This is a genomic window from Allobosea sp. P4_E12 (assembly GCF_056401655.1).
Window position 1 is genome coordinate 16707 of sequence record NZ_JBFUIY010000024.1, and the last position, 16685, is coordinate 33391.

At 64.8% G+C, this 16685-nt stretch carries 20 protein-coding genes; 7 read left to right on the plus strand and 13 right to left on the minus strand.

Translation table 11 applies throughout. From position 1 onward, the window contains the following. Nucleotides 1-88 precede the first annotated feature (88 nt). Nucleotides 89-1141, minus strand: coding sequence for an alpha/beta fold hydrolase (locus tag AC1DW9_RS25590; RefSeq protein WP_441506821.1), 1053 nt, complete (start codon nt 1139-1141; stop codon nt 89-91). Between the two features lie 263 nt (nt 1142-1404). Next, complete coding sequence (locus tag AC1DW9_RS25595; protein ID WP_441506822.1) at nt 1405-1737, minus strand: potassium channel family protein; 333 nt, start codon at nt 1735-1737, stop codon at nt 1405-1407. A 356-nt stretch (nt 1738-2093) separates the two neighbouring features. Here AC1DW9_RS25595 and AC1DW9_RS25600 point away from each other — a divergent pair, with 356 nt between their 5' ends. After that, complete coding sequence (locus AC1DW9_RS25600) at nt 2094-3152, plus strand: hypothetical protein (RefSeq protein WP_441506823.1); 1059 nt, start codon at nt 2094-2096, stop codon at nt 3150-3152. Nucleotides 3153-3573: 421 nt separating this feature from the next. On the opposite strand, the gene AC1DW9_RS25605 is transcribed toward AC1DW9_RS25600, so the two are convergent. After that, on the minus strand, nt 3574-3792 hold the full coding sequence (locus tag AC1DW9_RS25605) for a hypothetical protein (protein ID WP_441506824.1): 219 nt from the start codon (nt 3790-3792) through the stop codon (nt 3574-3576). A gap of 291 nt (nt 3793-4083) precedes the next feature. On the opposite strand from AC1DW9_RS25605, the gene AC1DW9_RS25610 reads away from it, so the two are divergent. After that, nucleotides 4084-4275 carry a DUF3008 family protein gene (locus AC1DW9_RS25610; protein WP_441492280.1) on the plus strand — a complete coding sequence of 64 codons (192 nt, stop codon included), beginning with the start codon at nt 4084-4086 and terminating at the stop codon, nt 4273-4275. Between the two features lie 87 nt (nt 4276-4362). On the opposite strand, the gene AC1DW9_RS25615 is transcribed toward AC1DW9_RS25610, so the two are convergent. The 3 genes from AC1DW9_RS25615 to AC1DW9_RS25625 all read right to left on the minus strand — a co-directional run bounded on the left by AC1DW9_RS25615 (nt 4363) and on the right by AC1DW9_RS25625 (nt 5278). Then, a complete protein-coding gene (locus tag AC1DW9_RS25615) occupies nt 4363-4635 on the minus strand; it encodes a hypothetical protein (protein ID WP_441506825.1) in 273 nt (90 codons plus the stop codon). Between the two features lie 101 nt (nt 4636-4736). Beyond that, complete coding sequence (locus tag AC1DW9_RS25620; protein ID WP_441506826.1) at nt 4737-4949, minus strand: hypothetical protein; 213 nt, start codon at nt 4947-4949, stop codon at nt 4737-4739. Between the two features lie 68 nt (nt 4950-5017). Then, on the minus strand, nt 5018-5278 hold the full coding sequence (locus AC1DW9_RS25625; RefSeq protein WP_441506827.1) for a hypothetical protein: 261 nt from the start codon (nt 5276-5278) through the stop codon (nt 5018-5020). A 131-nt stretch (nt 5279-5409) separates the two neighbouring features. On the opposite strand from AC1DW9_RS25625, the gene AC1DW9_RS25630 reads away from it, so the two are divergent. Continuing rightward, on the plus strand, nt 5410-6738 hold the full coding sequence (locus AC1DW9_RS25630) for a PQQ-dependent sugar dehydrogenase (protein WP_476776880.1): 1329 nt from the start codon (nt 5410-5412) through the stop codon (nt 6736-6738). A 94-nt stretch (nt 6739-6832) separates the two neighbouring features. Here AC1DW9_RS25630 and AC1DW9_RS25635 read toward each other — a convergent pair whose 3' ends face one another. Then, complete coding sequence (locus AC1DW9_RS25635; RefSeq protein ID WP_476776881.1) at nt 6833-7261, minus strand: DUF1236 domain-containing protein; 429 nt, start codon at nt 7259-7261, stop codon at nt 6833-6835. A gap of 270 nt (nt 7262-7531) precedes the next feature. Here AC1DW9_RS25635 and AC1DW9_RS25640 point away from each other — a divergent pair, with 270 nt between their 5' ends. Then, nucleotides 7532-8008: a hypothetical protein gene (locus AC1DW9_RS25640; protein WP_441492274.1), complete on the plus strand. Its 477-nt coding sequence runs from the start codon at nt 7532-7534 to the stop codon at nt 8006-8008. A gap of 124 nt (nt 8009-8132) precedes the next feature. Here AC1DW9_RS25640 and map read toward each other — a convergent pair whose 3' ends face one another. Continuing rightward, entirely contained in the window at nt 8133-8933 is an 801-nt protein-coding gene (map, locus tag AC1DW9_RS25645) for a type I methionyl aminopeptidase (protein ID WP_441506829.1), read from the minus strand. Next, nucleotides 8930-9142: a ParD-like family protein gene (locus tag AC1DW9_RS25650; RefSeq protein WP_476776882.1), complete on the minus strand. Its 213-nt coding sequence runs from the start codon at nt 9140-9142 to the stop codon at nt 8930-8932. Before AC1DW9_RS25650 ends, map begins: the two co-directional genes overlap by 4 nt. 298 nt (nt 9143-9440) lie before the next feature. On the opposite strand from AC1DW9_RS25650, the gene AC1DW9_RS25655 reads away from it, so the two are divergent. After that, the gene (locus tag AC1DW9_RS25655) at nt 9441-9683 is read left to right on the plus strand and encodes a hypothetical protein (protein WP_441492271.1); all 243 of its coding nucleotides are present in this window, start codon (nt 9441-9443) and stop codon (nt 9681-9683) included. 481 nt (nt 9684-10164) lie between these two features. Here AC1DW9_RS25655 and AC1DW9_RS25660 read toward each other — a convergent pair whose 3' ends face one another. From AC1DW9_RS25660 to AC1DW9_RS25675, 4 genes are all read right to left on the minus strand, one after another. After that, on the minus strand, nt 10165-10821 hold the full coding sequence (locus AC1DW9_RS25660; RefSeq protein ID WP_441506830.1) for a DUF1345 domain-containing protein: 657 nt from the start codon (nt 10819-10821) through the stop codon (nt 10165-10167). Nucleotides 10822-10974: 153 nt separating this feature from the next. Continuing rightward, nucleotides 10975-12594 carry an OpgD/OpgG family glucan biosynthesis protein gene (locus AC1DW9_RS25665; RefSeq protein WP_476768210.1) on the minus strand — a complete coding sequence of 540 codons (1620 nt, stop codon included), beginning with the start codon at nt 12592-12594 and terminating at the stop codon, nt 10975-10977. Between the two features lie 156 nt (nt 12595-12750). Then, nucleotides 12751-13674, minus strand: a complete 924-nt coding sequence (locus AC1DW9_RS25670) for a hypothetical protein (RefSeq protein WP_441506832.1) — start codon at nt 13672-13674, stop codon at nt 12751-12753. Between the two features lie 199 nt (nt 13675-13873). Then, nucleotides 13874-14788, minus strand: a complete 915-nt coding sequence (locus tag AC1DW9_RS25675) for a LysR family transcriptional regulator (protein WP_476776883.1) — start codon at nt 14786-14788, stop codon at nt 13874-13876. A 133-nt stretch (nt 14789-14921) separates the two neighbouring features. Here AC1DW9_RS25675 and AC1DW9_RS25680 point away from each other — a divergent pair, with 133 nt between their 5' ends. Continuing rightward, on the plus strand, nt 14922-15902 hold the full coding sequence (locus AC1DW9_RS25680) for an MBL fold metallo-hydrolase (protein WP_441506834.1): 981 nt from the start codon (nt 14922-14924) through the stop codon (nt 15900-15902). Nucleotides 15903-15972: 70 nt separating this feature from the next. After that, nucleotides 15973-16617, plus strand: coding sequence for a pyridoxamine 5'-phosphate oxidase family protein (locus tag AC1DW9_RS25685; RefSeq protein WP_476768209.1), 645 nt, complete (start codon nt 15973-15975; stop codon nt 16615-16617). Nucleotides 16618-16685 lie beyond the last annotated feature (68 nt).

A 16685-nucleotide genomic window follows, 5' to 3' on the forward strand; every position in this document is an offset into this window, starting at 1 on the left:
TCCGCCTTCGATCGCGCGCGCTCGCACCATGGAGCCCGTTTCCGCCCCATGAGGCCGGCAAAGCAGCGGGCTCCCGATCATGCGGCCGTCAGAGCCTGTCGGCGGCGATCACCGCCTGGGCGAAGGGCTGCGGCGCCTCCTGTGGCGGATTATGGCCGATGCCGCCGGTGAAGAGCCGGTGCTCGTATTTGCCGGTGAACCGCTTCGCATAGACGGCAGGCTCCGGATGCGGCGCGCCATTGGCATCCCCCTCGATGGTGATCGTCGGCACGCCGATCGTCGGAAAGGCAGCGAGCTTCTTTTCCAGCTCGTCATATTGCGGCTCGCCCGCGGCCAGGCCGAGGCGCCAGCGATAATTATGGATCGAAATCGCGACATGGTCGGGGTTGTCGAGGGCGGTGGCCGAGCGCGCAAAGGTTGCGTCGTCAAAGGCCCATTTCGGCGAGGCCAGCTCCCAGATCAGGCGCGCGAAGTCATGCGTGTATTTCGCGTACCCCGCCTGCCCGCGCTCGGTGGCGAAATAATACTGGTACCACCATTGCAGTTCGGCCTTCGGCGGCAGCGGTACCTTGTTCAGTTCCTGGCTGCCGATGAGATAGCCGCTCACCGAGACCATCGCCTTGCAGCGCTCCGGCCAGAGCGCGGCGACGATATTGGCGGTCCGGGCGCCCCAGTCATAGCCGGCGAGGACCGCCTTCTCGATCTTCAGGGCGTCCATCAAGGCGACGAGGTCACGGCCCAGGGCCGCCTGCTGGCCGTTGCGCGGCGTGCCGTCGCTGAGGAAGCGCGTCGTTCCATATCCGCGCAGATAGGGCACGATCACGCGGTAGCCGGCCCCGGCGAGAAGAGGAGCAACCTCGACATAGCTGTGGATGTCATAGGGCCAGCCATGCAGCAGCAGCGCCGGCGGACCATCCGCCGGGCCGGCCTCGGCATAGCTGACCTCGAGAACGCCCGCCACGATCCGCTTCAGCGGAGCAAACGAGGCCTGCACGCCCTGCCCCGCGCTGCCCGCAGGTGTGACGGAGGGTGGACTGGTCTGGGCGCGGGCACCGCCGATCGCAGTGAACGGGGCAAGTGCGGCTCCGAGCGCCAGGGCGCCGAGGACATTCCTGCGCGGGTGATCGATCTGCTCGGGCATGGCTCTTCTCCCGATGGCTTGAATGGTAGGGGAAGGACGCGGAGCCATTGTATCCCGGCTGCGTCGCGGCGCAGCCGAAATCGAAATCGCGCGTCGGATCAGGCGGTCGCGATTCCGGGGGACAATCGGCTCGCCGCCGTTGCGCAGCCAGCCCGGACGTCGGGGGCCGGCGTGACAGCGGTCATTCCGCCCACGGCGATGCTCGCACGCGACCCCTTGAGCTCGCATTCGCCTCCGGAAGCCAGGCAGCCGCAGGCGGACCCCTATTTATGCTCGGGCGGCTCGACTTCCGTCGCTCGCAGCGCCTCGACAGTGACAGCCGCAATAAGTCCGGTCATCACGATGCCGGCGAAACCGATCACGACGGCAAGCATGCGCGAGCTGAAATGCGTCGGCGTGAAATCCCCATAGCCGATCGTGAAGCCGGTCACGAAGGTGAAATAGAGGGAGTCGCCGAAACCCCAGTCCTCGATGCGCCCGATCAGAAACCCCGGCACGAGCATGGTCGCGAGCACACCGGAGAGAACCGGCCACATCACGCGGAAACTCCCGATCAGCGCGAAGAAGAAAGCGTGCCGCTTCTGCCTGGCATCCATGGATTTGAGAACCGCGTAAGATTTCGTAAGCCGAGGATAGCCTCGCCCAGCAGTAATTGCCAGTTGCGGAGGAGCTACGCGTGGCCCGCGCCGGACGTGTCCGTGACGCGTTTCGCTGGCTTGGCCAATCATTGCCCTGGTGCACGCGCAACCTGACAGGTCGCGTCAGGTAAATGTCAGGTTCACCGGTGTAGGGTTCGCAGGCCCCAGAAGCCCTTCACGCATCTGCGAAGAAGACCGCGAACACGACGTCATCCAATGCGTATTAGGCTGGGTCTCCCGGCCGAGCGATACTGCTGGAATACGCATCCGCTCCAAATCGGGACTGCCAATCATAAAACCCAGGGAGGCTACTCATGGTCATGCGACGTATTTGCCATTTTCGCACTACGCCCTGCGCGCGGACAGCGGGTGAGAACGGTCGCGCGAGCGGTCATCTGGGGACCGCCGCGCTGGTCGCGCTGCCGCTGCTCCTCGCAGCAGGCGCAGCCCAGGCCGCGTCATCGGAAGGGTGCGAGGGCGGCGGCTTTACCGTGCTGGGACGCACTCAGAATGCCACCCTCCCCGCCAGCGCTCTTGGGACGAGTTTTCGGGTGCAGGGCAAATATGCCCAATTCGATGTCGACTCGGCGACCCTCGGCATCCGCAACTTCACGCTAACCGGTGCGCCAAATCCCCTCGACATCACGGGAGGAGTGCCGACCCCGGTCTTCGCCAGCAAGCTCCCCGACCATCGCGGGTTGTCGCTGACCAGTTCACTCACCGTCGAGATCAAGGAGACCGAGATCGAGATCGGGAGAACGGGCCAAAACCTCAGCATGAAGATCCAGGCAAAGGACTGCGCGACTGGCGGCATATTCCAGATGGAGGTGGAACGCGAAGATGGAACGCCGACCCTCTTCACCCATATCCTGGCGGAAGGCGCCAACCCTCAGCTGAAGGCGTTCTATTTCGACAATCGCAACTTCCGGAACCGGGAAGGCGACGAGGTTCCCTACAAGGACATCACGGTCACCGTCCCGGCCCGCGTCAATTTCGGCAATAACTTCTCCCGCAAGTTCGTCGGCAGGGACAGCCCTCAGGTTGCCACGCGCAGGTCGGAACCGGATTGCGTGAACCTGATCGCCACCCGCGTCCCCACCAGCCCCGCGACCGTGCGTCATTGCGGCGGCGTATCCCGCTGGGACGTGGCGAGTGGCGGTCGCATGGGCCAGGTGATGGGCGAGGATGCGGTCGAGGTCGCTCCGCCAGCCACGGAATGCGTCAAGAAATGCCAGGCGCAGAACCGGGTTCGCGGCCGGTCAACGGTCCTTGGCTTCCCCTTCCCGGTCAATCCGGAAGACCAGCTCCAGCCTCGCTTCCCGCGGCAACAGCAGGCGGGCGCAACGCAGTCGGTTGCGACGAACCCGCAATAGGCGGGCACGTCCGGACAGCCCGTGCCCTATGGCGAGCGCGCCACCCGCGCTCGCCGGCATTCATTTTTGAAAGCGGTATGAGGTCCTGTTCGTCGGCGATCTGGTCGGCCGCCTCGGTTCGAAACGCCGGGCGGCTCTGAAGGCATCCCCACCCGGCAGGACCGATGGGCTGGCGAAACCCGCCATGCGATAGCGGGATGGAGCGGCCGATGGCCAAACCAGTGCCCGCCGTTCCGGCAGAAGCGGCGGGGCTCAGGCCGTGATGACGCCGGAAGGGGATTGCGGCGCCGGGACGCCCCACAAACACATGACGGCGCCTCCGGCTCCATGCCTGCCCGGACATTCGCCCCGGCTCGAAGATTTCGCCAGTTTCGATGAGACGCCGCGTGCAGTTGGCCCGCCCGCAGACGATGATGACGCGTTAGGCGTGGGCCCTGAACTTTTGCAGCGCACGCCTTGCCAGGTCCTCATCATCAATGGCGATCATCACCAGGTTCGCCACGATATAGGCCAATCGCTCTCGTTCGAGCTGTAGGTCGTGGCCCTCATCAAGGGCTGGCCTGATGGCCTCCCAGGCCGCATCCAAGGCCGCCTGGGCGCGCGCAATGTCCACCGGATCCGTGAGCGATGAGAATGGCATGGTCGCTCCCCCAACACCAAACTACATCGAAAATCTGGCCATCGCGCTCAAAAATGCAAGCTCTTCGGTCGCCGACAAAAAGCCCGCCCCCCTTTCGGAGCGGCGGGCAGTGCCTTGGAACTCAGAGATCTTGGGGTCCCTGGGAGATGCCGGGATAACCCGCAGCGTCAGCAGTTGTTCCCGCCATGTCTCCTGCGGGCGCGCCAGAGCCCCAGCATCGCTGAACCGGCCGGGAACGCAGACGCGGCCCGGCAGTTGATCTCGGTCCGACCTTTCAAAGGAGGCGCAATCATGCCGGCGAAATCCAAAGCCCAGCAGAAGGCCGCGGGAGCGGCGCTCGCCGCCAAGCGCGGCGAGATCAAAACCAGCGAGCTGAAGGGCGCGTCGAAGTCGATGGCGAAGTCGATGACCGAAGAGGAGCTGCACGACATGGCTTCGACCAAGCGCAAGGGCAAACCCGAGCACGTGTCCAAGGCGCACTGAACCTCGCCCTGGCGCCCGGCTGATCGCATGCCGATGGCCGCCTGGCGTGAATGCGGGGGATGGTCGAGCGAGCACTGCCGCCCGCGGTCAGCGGCTGTCAACCGGGGGCGTTGTGCTTCGTGGGAGCCTTGGCGCGTTCGCCGCGGTGGCGTCGAATTGCTGAACGGCCCGCTCCGCGAGCTGGCCGGCTCCGCCGGCATCCCAGAGCCCGACCACGATATAGCCGAGGCGTTCCCGTTGGATGGACGTTCTCTGTCGATCGATCTCGCCGCGTGCGTCGATCTGGCCCCACGCGGTCTCGAACGCCGCTACGATGACGGCGACCTCTTCTGGCGTGGCGACAATCGAGCGGAACGGCATCGACCTTCCCCTCGACGAGAAGTGAGCGCTTCGCCCCCTCAAATGCAAGTGCAAAAACTGACGCGGGCTCCGCCTCCTTGAATGGCGGGGCGCCGGCGGCCTCAGCGGGACCGCGCGGGTGCCCGCTTGGCGCTCCGTCCGCGCCGGTCCATGGCGAGCTTGGCCAGCACGCAGCCGAACACCGCGATCATCAGGGGCGGTGTCCGCAATCGTGCGATCAGGAACCCGAGCGGAACGGCAAACTGCCTGGGGTACTTTCCTTCTGCAATGTCGCGAGCCAGCCATAACCCGACGAGATGAACGAGGGCGCGCATGCGTCTTCCCTTCTGCAAACCATGAGGCGACCGCACCAGGACAGTCTCGCCCTGTGCGTTGAACGGCGTTACTGCCGCCGCTGACGGGGCGCACCCGGCTTCGCCGGGCTCTGGACGGCAATCGGATCGCTCGTCGGAAATGTCTCCTTCAGCGCCTTGTCGAGTTGCTGATCTGCCGTGACTTCGCGCCCGGCCTTGCGTTGCGCGTGTTGCTCCTTACGGAGGCTTTCAATCGCCGGGTTCGTGTCTGGGCGCATCGCTCGTCTCCATTTCCGTGTCATCACCGACAGGCGTCCAGGGGTAACGTCGCGCGGTTTGATCCGTTCCACCGCGATCTCAGTCGAGGACGCTGCCCGGGGCCGTCGCGAACCAAGCCATCGCGAACAAAGTGACGGGGTTTGACGTTCACCCCATGATGCGGGCGGGCAGTGCTTCCCGCAGCCAGGGAGGAGAACCGCATATGGCGATCAAGCGCCCCGTCATGCTCATCGCCAGCGTCGCGGCCTCGGCGCTCGTGCTCGCCGCTTGCGACAGTCGCTCCACCCTGCCCGAGGAGGCCGGCTACGGCCCCAACCCGACTTTGCCCGAGCCCAGGACGACATGGTTTCCGACCGTGAAGATCGCCGATGCGATCGGTTGGAAGCTGGGGGAGAAGCCGACCACGCCCAGCGGCGGCCAGGTGAGCACATTCGCCAGCGGGTTGCAGCATCCGCGCTGGCTCTACGAACTCCCTAATGGCGATGTGCTCGTGGCCGAAAGCGACGCGCCACCGAAGCCGGCGGAGAAGAGCGGCGGCATCCGCGGCTGGGTGCAGGGCGTCTTCATGAAGAAGGCCGGATCGCAGACGCTCAGCGCGAACCGGATCATGCTGCTGCGGGACAGTGACGGCGACGGCGTCGCCGAGACGAAGAGCGTCTTCCTGGAGAACCTCAACTCGCCATTCGGCATGGCCCTGATCGGCGACCAGCTCTACATCGCCAATGCCGATGCGCTTGTCCGCGTCCCCTACCGGCAAGGCGAAACCAGAAGCGCGGGCGCAGCCGTGAAGGTCGCAGACCTGCCTGCCGGCCGGAACCACCATTGGACGAAGAGCCTGACCGCCAGCGCGGACGGCTCGAAGCTCTATGTCGGCGTCGGCTCGAACTCCAATGTCGCCGAGAACGGCATGGCCGAGGAGGAGCGGCGCGCGGCCGTGCTCGAGATCGACCCGGCGACGGGAGCGACGCAGCTCTTTGCGACGGGGTTGCGCAACCCTGTCGGGATCGACTGGAACCCCGTGACCCGGGAACTCTGGGTGGCGGTCAACGAGCGCGACGAGATCGGCGACGATCTGGTGCCGGACTACATGACCTCGGTGAAGCGCGGCGGCTTCTATGGCTGGCCCTACAGCTATTATGGCCAGCATCTCGACAGGCGCGTCGAGCCCCAGAAGCCGGAACTGGTCGCCAAGGCGATCAAGCCAGATTACGCGCTGGGTTCACATACCGCCTCCCTCGGGCTGGGCTTCGTGCCGCCGGGCCGCCTCGGGCCGCGCTATCAGGGCGGCGCCTTCATCGGCCAGCACGGTTCATGGAACCGCTCGCGCCCGGTCGGCTACCGCGTGATCTTCGTCCCCTTCAGTGAGGGCAAGCCAGCCGGGATGCCGCAGGAGATCCTCACCGGGTTCCTGAACGAGAAGGGCGAGGCACGGGGACGTCCCGTCGGCGTGCTGGTCGACCGGCGGGGCGGCCTGCTGGTCGCCGACGATGTCGGCAATACGGTCTGGCGGGTTGCCCTGCCGGGAGGTTGATTGCGACAGGGACGAGGGCCGCCTGCCCAGGTCGAGCTTCAGTCACAAGGAAAGGCCCGCCATCGATGGCGGGCCTTTCCCGTCTATCTGCCGATCATTCGATGATCTGTACGATCCTGCGGGTCTTCGGCTCGACCAGCACCGTCTGATCGTTCACGACGGTGTAGCGATACTGGGTCTTGCCGAAACGCTCCGGGACCTCTCGATAGTTGACGGTTTGGGGAAGCGTCGCTCCGACGACGACCTTCTCGCGATAGGCCACCGACGGCACCTTCTGCTCCGTCACATAAGTGCGGAACTCGGAGCGCCGGTCGGCCGCGATGCCGCCGACGATCGCCCCCGCCGCAGCGCCACCGACAGCCCCGACGGCCGCTCCGGCCGGCCCGCCGACAATGGCTCCACCAACGGCTCCGGTTCCCGCGCCGGCAGCGGCGCCACCGGCCGCACCAGCATTGGGTTGCTGCGCCGACACGGCCATAGGCAAGGCAACCAGCGCAGCCACAAGGACAATCTTCCTGATCATAGTCGATCTCCTGTTAGCCCCCGGCCGATGAAGGGAACAATCTGTTAAGCCATTGGTTCCATGAACAATTATTCAGGAACGGGGTTTTCGACCGGGGAATCTCGGGCGGTCTTGCGGCGGGGTAGCGGCAGGGTTGGCGCTGCTTTCCTGCGGTGGCGGGCCACAAAGGTCGTCCTGCCTTAAGGTTACGATCATGCCGTGATTGAGTATCGGCCAGCAGGCGCATTACGTTGAGGCTGGCTATCGTGAAACGAGCGCCCGGGAACGACAATGATCTCGCTGACACTGTCTGACGGATCTCAGGTTCAGGTGCTGGCGCGCCGGGTCGCCCGGATCAGGCGGGCTGTTCCCGGTGATGGCGACCCGTTGGCCAAGACCCGCATCGACTGCGTCGATGTGCTGCTGGTGATCGAGCTGCCGGACTATGTCGCCGCTGTGGTCGGTGAGAAGCTGCCGACACTCGCCGAGCTTGCGCTGCCGGACGGATCGCCGGTCTGGTTCGACGCCGAGAAAGCATCGGGCCCGCTTCCACTCGATTCCAGACACCAGGGGGATGGAATCCTGTCCTCGCTTCACATCAGCGGCAAGCGGCAGTTCGTCGGCAATTCCCATGAAGACGTCGCCGAGGTGATCTCCTGCGCCGGCGGCGCCGCGCTCCCGATCCCGAGGGCGCGCCTGTTCGGCAAGGCGATCGATCTCGTTCACTCCTTGCGCGACATCCGATCCCAGGAGAGAGAATGGGACTAGGCGCAAGGGGACCTGAACCGCGAGCGACCGCGGATCCCAGCATGATGCGGCAGGCGATCCGACCGATCCGCCTTCGACGACCAGATCAGATCACGCAGGACGGCGCTTCCGCGGCGCTGCCGGATCAGCCGACCGCCGCCAGCGCACGCCGCTTCATAGGCCCTGCGCCTTGTTCGTCGGGACGGAGCGTCAGAACCGAGACGCCGGACGCCGTCACGGCAACGGTGTGCTCGAACTGAGCCGACAGCGAGCCGTCTCTCGTCACGACAGTCCAGCCGTCAGCCTCTGTCTTCACGCTCCCCCGGCCGCGGTTGAGCATCGGCTCGATCGTGAAAACCATGCCCTCGCGGAGGGCGAGGCCGGTTCCTGGCTTTCCGAAATGCAAGACCTGCGGCTCCTCGTGCATCTCCCGGCCGATGCCGTGACCGCAATACTCGCGCACCACCGAATAACCGCTCCGCTTGGCATGTCGCTCGATCGCCCAGCCGATATCTCCGAGCCGCGCACCCGGCCGAACCGCCTTGATGCCCATCCACATCGCTTCGTAGGTGGTCTGGACCAGCCTCCTGGCGGCTGGTTTCACCTCGCCGACGAGATAGGTTTTGCTGGAATCCGCGATATAGCCGTTCTTCTCGAGCGTGATGTCGAAATTGACGATGTCCCCGTCCCGAAGCACGGTCGATTGCGATGGAACACCGTGGCAAACGACATCGTTCACCGAAGCATTCAACACAAAATCATAGCCATACTGGCCCTTGCTCGCAGGTCGGGCCTGGAGATCGTGGACGATGAAGTGCTCGACCAGTTCATTGACCTGAAGTGTCGACAGGCCGGCGAGCGCGGTTCGATCCAGCATCCCGAACACGGAGGCCAGTAACCTCCCGGATTCGGCCAGCAATGCCAGCTCGCGAGGCTGCTTTGTCATGCGTCAGTCTCGGCGAGCGGCTGAGCCCTGACGCCTGCGGCATTCAGCTCGCGCTCGATGATCTCAGTGAAGCTGAGCCCCGGATTGGTCTCGCAGAGCATGCCGAGCTTGATCCAGTAGGCAGCCTGCGCATTGATCGACCGAAACGATACCTTGCTCGCCCGGCGCAGCTGATCGTGCAGGTCGTCATCGATGTTCACGATGCCCATCGGAGTCTCCATATACGTTTCATATATGGATCGTATATATGTCGAGGATATGAAAGCCAAGGGGCGGCATCGCAAGCGCCCGGTGCGAGCCGCCTGACACTGGTCCCGAGAATGCATGGCCTATCGTACAGCGTGGCATGACCGCCGCCAGGCAGGCCGTCTGGAAGGTCCCGCGCCCAAATATCAGGATCGACTTTGGTCGGATGACGCATCCGACGAGTTGTGAGACCCTCAGCGTCACCGATGGCCTCAGTATGGATTCATAATTCTCCTTCAGCCGAACGGGGCGGGACAAGAGGTGACGATCAATCCTTGGCTCATGGCGGAACAGTTCGAGTCCGTGAACTGCACGGTTGCTGTCTGGACGGGTGAGAGTCCCACGGCAACCTTCACCGGCATACGCGCGGCTGCGCGCTATGCAAACGCAGCCTTTCTGGGTGGCGCAATCGTGGAGATCATCATCGATCACACCAATGGTTGCGCCATCATCATCCGGGATGACGACCTGATCGCGCTGCTCGAATACGCTGCCTTCAACTAGGGCAGCCGCGGCGGATACGGGAGAGTTGTCGCCAGGGTATCTCGCTCTGGATCGGCCCTCACTTCTGCGCGCTCCAGCGACCAACGCTTGAGGCAGCCGTCGCTCGCGTCTTTGCGCAAAGCACATCATTCAGAAAAAAATGCCGGCCAGCGCAGCGGCCAAGGCCGCGCCGACCGGCTTGCCCGCGATGGGAGGGGAAAGCGAGCAATGCGAGATTAGCGCGCTTCATGACCAAGAGAACAGCAACAAATGCAATATCGCCATGCGTTCATTATTTCAAAATTAGAAGCAATTCTGAGATTGCCGCTACGACACCGAGATGTAATCGACCGCCTGTCTACTTGGAAAACCGCCTCCCGCGGCGCCCCTCCCCCAACCGTTCTTGACCATCAGGCCGCCCCTTCCATTGCGGCGGTCCGATTGACCGTCATGCTGCGGGGAATGCGCCATGGGCACTCCGGAGAGCCAGCCCGGACCGGCCTCAGGACCCCGACAGAAGCGAGGCGCCGACATTGATGCCGAAGGCCAGGATAGTGGTGTTGAAGAAGAACGAGAGGATGGAATGGGCGAGCACGATCGTCCTGACCTCGCGTGTGGTGACGCCGACATCCGATGTCTGCGACGTGCAACCGATCGTGTAGGAGAAATAAAGGAAATCGACATAGTCGGGCTCGCCCTTGCCCGGAAAATCCAGGCCGCCCTCGGCACCGTCATCGCTGTAGAAATCATGGGCGTAGTGCAGCGAGAAGAAGGCATGCACCAGCGCCCATGAGCTGAGGATGGTCACGGCGCCCAGTGCCAGGTGCAGTGTCTTTTCGTCGGGCGGCACGGTCTTCAGGCCGGCGAGCTGAATGCCGATGGCCGCGACGCTCGCGGCGGCCGCCAGGCAGGCGATGATCAGGATGGCGAGCGCGCCTTCATCCTGCTCGGCGGCACGCGCCCTGATCTGCTCGACGGTCTCGCCGAAGATCATCGTCGTCAGCAGGCCGAGATAGAGGATTGCGCCCGCGTCCCACGCCACCAGAAGCCGCGTCACCCAGCCCCAGTCGCGCGGCAGCACGATCGTCAGCAACATCACCGCCACCAGCGCAATCAGAAGGCGGGGCCGAATGAGCAGGGATTGTGGGAGGAGCTTCATCGGATCTCACGCCTGCAGGCCAATGACCCTGTCCAGGACGGAGCGATGCCGGTCAGATCATCGGGCGGGATAGCGCATCCAGACCGATGATCCAGCCCCTCATGTTTGCGCCGGCTTTCCAAAGAACCGCAATCCACATTTCGGGCAGAAGCTCTAATCCCGAGTGACCACATGGCCTGGCGCATCTCGGACAGCAGGGGCAGGAACCGACCAAGACTGCGTCCACGTCTCGGAGAGGGTGCGGTTTCGCGACTTGAGATAGACGCGCAAGTCGGCAGTTTGCCCTACTGGCAAGGTCGCGTCGAGGATGACACGAAAGCCTTTCGCGGCGGGATTGGCGGCGATGATGGTATGGGCGATCGAACCGGCGGTCGTCGAGGCGACGACCTCGACACGCTTGGGGTCGCTCACGAAATACGCCAGATCGCCATCGCCAAAATCGATGATGAACCGCTGCTTGCCCATTCCGTCGGCATCGGGCTCCCGGATGTCCCAACCGCTGAAGCTGTTGCGGACCTGCGCCATGGCATGGAGCTCGTTGGTCGTCGACAAGGCGGTGATCCGATAGGTGAACTCACTGGCCTTGCCGATGTCGAGCGGCCGCGCCGGCGTCCAGCACGCCACGATATTGTCGAATGCCTCGTTGTTGGTCGGTATCTCGATCAGGTCGACCCGGCCCTCGCCCCAGTCACCGATGGGTTCGACCCAATATCCCGGACGTGCGTGATAATGCGCTTCCAGGTCCTGGTAATGTCCATATTCGCGGTCGCGCTGCATCAGGCCGAAGCCTCGCGGATCGCGGTCGCCAAAACTGGAGATCCGCAGGCTCGCGGGATTGCGGATCGGCCGCCAGATCCATTCTCCGGAGCCGTTCTGCATCAATAGCCCATCGGAATCGTGAATTTCGGGCCGGAAATCGGTTCGGTGTCCAAGGTCGCCTTCACCCGCAAGGAACATCGAGGTCAGCGGCGCGATGCCGATGCGCGGGATCTCCACGCGCGGCACGAGGGTAGCCGTGACCGACATCGCAGTCGTACGGCCAGGCGAAACGACATAGCGGAACGCGCCCGCCACGGACGGGGAATCCAGCAGGGCGTAGATCACCAGATCGAGGCTGTCTGCCCTCGGCTCTTCCAGCCAAAGCGCACGGAAAAAGGGAAACTCCTCAGGCTGCTTGCCGCCGACGTCGATCGCAAGCGAGCGCGCGGAAAGCCCGTAACGGTGGCCCCGCCCGATCAGCCTGAAATAGCTCGCCCCCAGAAACGAAATCACCTCATCCTGGATTTTGGGATCGTTGAGGGTGGTCGTCACCGCAAACCCGGCAAACCCGAGCGACGGCGAAAGCTGCTTGGGCACCGGCACCTTGCCGTATTCGAACAGGCTCGTCGTGAACGGGATCGGGATGGCGTTGCCCTCCTTCACCACATGCAACTGCACCGGCTTGTCGTGCAGAAAGCCGAGATGGAACGGGAGCAGGCGGAAATCGGAACCGCTCTCCTGCCACAAGGCCTTTTCCCGCCGGAAACGGATCTCGCGATAGCTGTCATAGGTCAGCTTCGACAACTCCGACGGGATTGTCAGGCCACCGGAATCGAAGGGCCGCTCGCCCAGAATGCGCGCCTGCGCGACGACGTCGTCGAAACCAAAACGGGCAGCCCCTGGTTGGGGCGCTGGTGCGGCAAGCGAAGGCTGCCCTCTCGCAAGCAAGGCGGTTGCGATCAGCGTCGCGAGAGCGGAGCGGCGGGTGTGGAAATGGCTTTCGCCTGAATTCATGAGTGTTCGGCTCGACGGTGATTGGGTAGGAGCCTAACCCCGGCCTGCCTCCTTATGTTCCGCAGGTCCAATGAACGAGGGCGTGCAATCTCCTGAACGATGTCCGCTTGGCCTGGCCCTGACGACCCAGGCAAGCGGAATGCCATAACGCATTGCCTATACAGGCTTCTCTTCCTGCCTTCCCTGCATCTGCCGCTGCCTGCGTGTCGCCTGTGCGCGCTCAAGCGATCTCGCCTTTCGTCGGGCGTCCCGTAACTCCTCGATGGTCGGCTGCCACCAGCCCCGGGCAAGCTCCGCCCCACTCGCTGGCTGCCGCGCCGGCCATGTCCGCACCAGCTCGTCATGGCCGGGCCTGCGCCAGCTTGCCCAGACGAAATCGCCGGTCGCGCCGGCACTCCAGAGGTAATGCTGGTGCAGGCTTTCCTCGTCGACCAGCTCCCCCGTGACCTCGGTGAAGACGAGCGCGCCGGCATGAGACATCAATGGGCGGTCGCCGGGCGGGAGCTGATCGGCAAGGACCGGATAGCGATGGCGCTGCCGCTCCCTGGATTTCGCGCGCAACGCGTGGTGCTCTGCCGAGCCCTTCAACTCGTCTCGCCGCCGCTTCCGCTCGACCGGCTCGGCGCGGCGGGCGGCCTCCTCGATCGCCGGCCAACGGCGCCGCAGTTCCTCCAGCGAGCGATAGGGAATGCGCCAGAGCCTTTCCTCGCCGTCCCACCAGGCCCAGAGCACGGCGCGCAATTCCGCGACGACGGTCCTGGAATAGGGCGTACGGACCATCAGATCCTCTGCCGGGACGAGATAGTCGCTCACGATCGGATCGAATGCGAAGGCGTCCCTGCCGCGCGCATCGGCATGCGCGAGCACGCCGGAAAGTTCCCGCTGCAGCCAGCGATCGAGCCGCCTTTCGGCCGTGCTCCCTGGCACGAACCAGGCACGGCGATCATCGCGCCAGCGCGCCCGGGGAAAGGCCGCGCGGAAGCGCTCGACCAGCGCCGTGTCATAGGGAAAAGACGCGGTCGCCCCAGCCCTGTCCTCGCCGGCCGGTTCGACGGTGATGCTCTCTAGCGGGGATGGCATCGTCGATCCGCCCTTGTCCTCGAGCAGACGCCTGGCGCGTTCACTCGACCTTCAAACCTGCACCGGGCCCTGGCGCCGCACCAGAGCCTGTCGCTCACCCGCCCGAACGGTTCCCGACCGCTGGATACCAGCTCGGCGCTGGAGGCAACGTCGACCGATGCGACATTGTTCAATCGGAGGGGGCCAGCTCCGAGCCCTCTCACTCCGCACAGACCGGAAGATCAGCGAGCCGGGCGCGAAGACGCGGGGCGGCCCAATCCAGGAACGCGCGGGCCTTGACGGGCAACTGCCCCTGGGCAGCATAGACGAGCTGGACCGGGATCGGCCCCGGCGCGAAGGCTTCGAGCAACGGCACGAGCGCGCCTGAGCGCAACTCGTCGACGATTTGATAGGACAGCACCCGGGCCACACCGAGACCGGCCACGGCGGCCTCGACCGCCGCTTCCGTCGAGTTGACGGCGAGCCGCGTGCGCGGCTCCACCGAGAGCGCTTCTGTGTCACCACGGTAGCGCCATTCCGGGGAGGTCGAGAAGCCTTTGAACGTGATGCCGTCATGCGCGCGCAGGTCCTCGGGGACGGCGGGACGACCGTGGCGAGCCAGATAGCCCGGGCTGGCACATATCACGCGCCTGACCTCGCCGACGCGCGTCCCCATCAGGCTGCTGTCCGCGAGATGACCCAGCCGCACGCCGATATCCAGATGCTCCTCCAGCAGATTGACATGGCGGTCGATCAGGAACAGACGCAGGTCGATCCTTGCATATTCAGCCAGGAATTCGGCCGCGACGGGGAGCACGTGGCGCCGCCCGAGGACGACGGGCGCCGTGACGGAGAGTTCGCCGCGCGGTTCGCTGTATTCGCCTGCTGCCGCCCGTTCCGCCTCCTCGACCTGTTCCAGGATTCGCCTGGACGCGGCGACATAGTCGCGGCCCGCATCCGTCAGCGCGACCCGCCGGCTGGTGCGGACGAGAAGACGGGTTCCAAGGTGCTGTTCGAGATCGGCCACCTTCCGGCTGACCGTGGTGAGCGGCGAGCGCAGACGGCGCGCTCCAGCCGAGAGGCTGCCCTCCTCGACGACGGCGAGAAGTACCGACATCGCGTCGAAGCGATCCATTCCATCCTCCCGAATTTCGGGAGGAAACGTCCCGATTTCTCTGAATAGCTCAGTTTCAATGAAGGCTCTAGCATCCTCTTCAATCCCGCGAGGGGCGCGCCTGACGGCTGCCCTCGCAGCTTAGGAGACTTCAATGACCGCCTTATCCCGCCGGGCCTTCTCCCTCTCCGTCCCCGCCCTTGCCCTCCCCGCCCTGGCCGCAGCGTCCGGTCTGTCCGTCGGCGGCGCGCTGGCGCAGGCGCAGCCGATCGCCTCCAGGGCCGGCCCGCCTCTGGCGCGGATCTCGATCGGTCGGTTCACGGTGACCGCGCTGACCGACGGCTTTGCCGACATGCCATTCTCCTATTTCGTGGGCCGGCTGCCCCAGGAGATCGAAGCGGCGGCGGCGGCGCAGTTCGCAGCCCGCCCCAGCGGCATCCGCCTGATGTTCACCCAGTACCTGATCGAGGACGGCGAGCGGCGAATCCTGATCGATACAGGGCCGGCCGGCTTGCTTGGGGAGAGCGGAAAGCTGCCCTCCGCCCTGGAGGCCGTCGGGGTCGGACCCGAGAGCATCGACGCGGTCATCGTGACCCATATGCATCGTGACCATATCGGCGGCCTGGTCGCGGGCGGGCGCCGGAATTTCCCGAACGCCGAGATTCATGTCGACAGACGCGAGATCGCCCACTGGACCGATCCGGCCAAGCGCTCGACGGCGCCTGGCTTCCTGAAGAGCAGCTTCGATGCATCGGCGGAGTTCATCCGCCTCTATCCGAAGCTGCAAGCGATCGATGGCGAGCGCAGCATCACGCGCGGCGTCTCGATCGTCGACCTGACGGGCCACACGCCCGGACATATCGGGGTGCGCGTCGAGGATGGCGGCAAGAGCCTGCTCATGGTCTCGGACATGCTCTTCCATCCCTCCCTCCATCCGGCCGCCACCGATATCGGCTTCGTCTTCGAGCAGGATCCGGCGGCGGCCCGCGCGATGCGCGCCCGCTTCTTCCCGCGCGCGGCCGAGGAGAAGGCATTGATCGCCGCAACACACATGCCATTCCCGGGGCTTGGCCACATCGTGTCCGATGGCGGCCGGCTGCGCTGGCTTGCCGCAGAATGGGCCCAGCAGGGGTGAATGGCCTTGCTGCGCTCGACGCAATTCCTCCGGGCCGGCGGCTGCGCCGGTTCGGATATCGGAGGCTCGCATGCTTCACAAATATCTCGAGATCGCTTCGACCCCGGCCGTCAAGAATGCGCGCCAGCACTACGGCAGCGCGGGTCAATATGCCAGGATCGACGGAACGCTCGATCCTGGAGCAGCACCCCGAAACCACCTGCTTGGCCCGGATGAGGAGGCGTTCATCGCCCGGCGCGGCGAGTTCTATCTCGCCTCTGTTTCGGAAACGGGCTGGCCCTATGTCCAGTTCCGCGGCGGACCGATCGGCTTTCTGAAGGTTCTCGGTAGCAAGACCCTTGGCTTCGCTGATTATCGCGGAAACAGGCAATACATCACCACGGGCAATGTCGCCGGGAACGACAGGGTCTCGCTCTTCCTTATGGATTATGCCCAGCAGCGGCGCCTGAAGATCTTTGGGCATATGCATGTCGTCGACGTGACCCTCGACACCGCACTGGCGGCCAGGCTGGCGGTTCCCGGCTACGACGCCCGTGTCGAACGGGCTGTCACGATCACGATCGAGGCCTTCGACTGGAATTGTCCGCAGCACATCACCCCGCGCTTCAGCGAGGCCGAGCTCGCGGAATGGCTGGAGCCGGTCAAAGCCAGATTGGCGTTCCTCGAAGACGAGAACCGCAGACTGAAGAATCGCCTGGAGCAAGGTGCGGCATGATGCGTCGGCCGTGGCTCGGAAAGGCCCCGACGCGCCCATCCTGCCGCCCATGCCGCGGGTGGCACCAC

Coding starts and splice junctions, on each gene's coding strand:
- AC1DW9_RS25590 (WP_441506821.1), bottom strand. CDS start 1,141: ATGCCCGAGCAGATCGATCACCCGCGCAGGAATGTCCTCGGCGCCCTG.
- AC1DW9_RS25595 (WP_441506822.1), bottom strand. CDS start 1,737: ATGGATGCCAGGCAGAAGCGGCACGCTTTCTTCTTCGCGCTGATCGGG.
- AC1DW9_RS25600 (WP_441506823.1), top strand. CDS start 2,094: ATGGTCATGCGACGTATTTGCCATTTTCGCACTACGCCCTGCGCGCGG.
- AC1DW9_RS25605 (WP_441506824.1), bottom strand. CDS start 3,792: ATGCCATTCTCATCGCTCACGGATCCGGTGGACATTGCGCGCGCCCAG.
- AC1DW9_RS25610 (WP_441492280.1), top strand. CDS start 4,084: ATGCCGGCGAAATCCAAAGCCCAGCAGAAGGCCGCGGGAGCGGCGCTC.
- AC1DW9_RS25615 (WP_441506825.1), bottom strand. CDS start 4,635: ATGCCGTTCCGCTCGATTGTCGCCACGCCAGAAGAGGTCGCCGTCATC.
- AC1DW9_RS25620 (WP_441506826.1), bottom strand. CDS start 4,949: ATGCGCGCCCTCGTTCATCTCGTCGGGTTATGGCTGGCTCGCGACATT.
- AC1DW9_RS25630 (WP_476776880.1), top strand. CDS start 5,410: ATGGCGATCAAGCGCCCCGTCATGCTCATCGCCAGCGTCGCGGCCTCG.
- AC1DW9_RS25635 (WP_476776881.1), bottom strand. CDS start 7,261: ATGATCAGGAAGATTGTCCTTGTGGCTGCGCTGGTTGCCTTGCCTATG.
- AC1DW9_RS25640 (WP_441492274.1), top strand. CDS start 7,532: ATGATCTCGCTGACACTGTCTGACGGATCTCAGGTTCAGGTGCTGGCG.
- map (WP_441506829.1), bottom strand. CDS start 8,933: ATGACAAAGCAGCCTCGCGAGCTGGCATTGCTGGCCGAATCCGGGAGG.
- AC1DW9_RS25650 (WP_476776882.1), bottom strand. CDS start 9,142: ATGGGCATCGTGAACATCGATGACGACCTGCACGATCAGCTGCGCCGG.
- AC1DW9_RS25660 (WP_441506830.1), bottom strand. CDS start 10,821: ATGAAGCTCCTCCCACAATCCCTGCTCATTCGGCCCCGCCTTCTGATT.
- AC1DW9_RS25665 (WP_476768210.1), bottom strand. CDS start 12,594: ATGAATTCAGGCGAAAGCCATTTCCACACCCGCCGCTCCGCTCTCGCG.
- AC1DW9_RS25670 (WP_441506832.1), bottom strand. CDS start 13,674: ATGCCATCCCCGCTAGAGAGCATCACCGTCGAACCGGCCGGCGAGGAC.
- AC1DW9_RS25675 (WP_476776883.1), bottom strand. CDS start 14,788: ATGGATCGCTTCGACGCGATGTCGGTACTTCTCGCCGTCGTCGAGGAG.
- AC1DW9_RS25680 (WP_441506834.1), top strand. CDS start 14,922: ATGACCGCCTTATCCCGCCGGGCCTTCTCCCTCTCCGTCCCCGCCCTT.
- AC1DW9_RS25685 (WP_476768209.1), top strand. CDS start 15,973: ATGCTTCACAAATATCTCGAGATCGCTTCGACCCCGGCCGTCAAGAAT.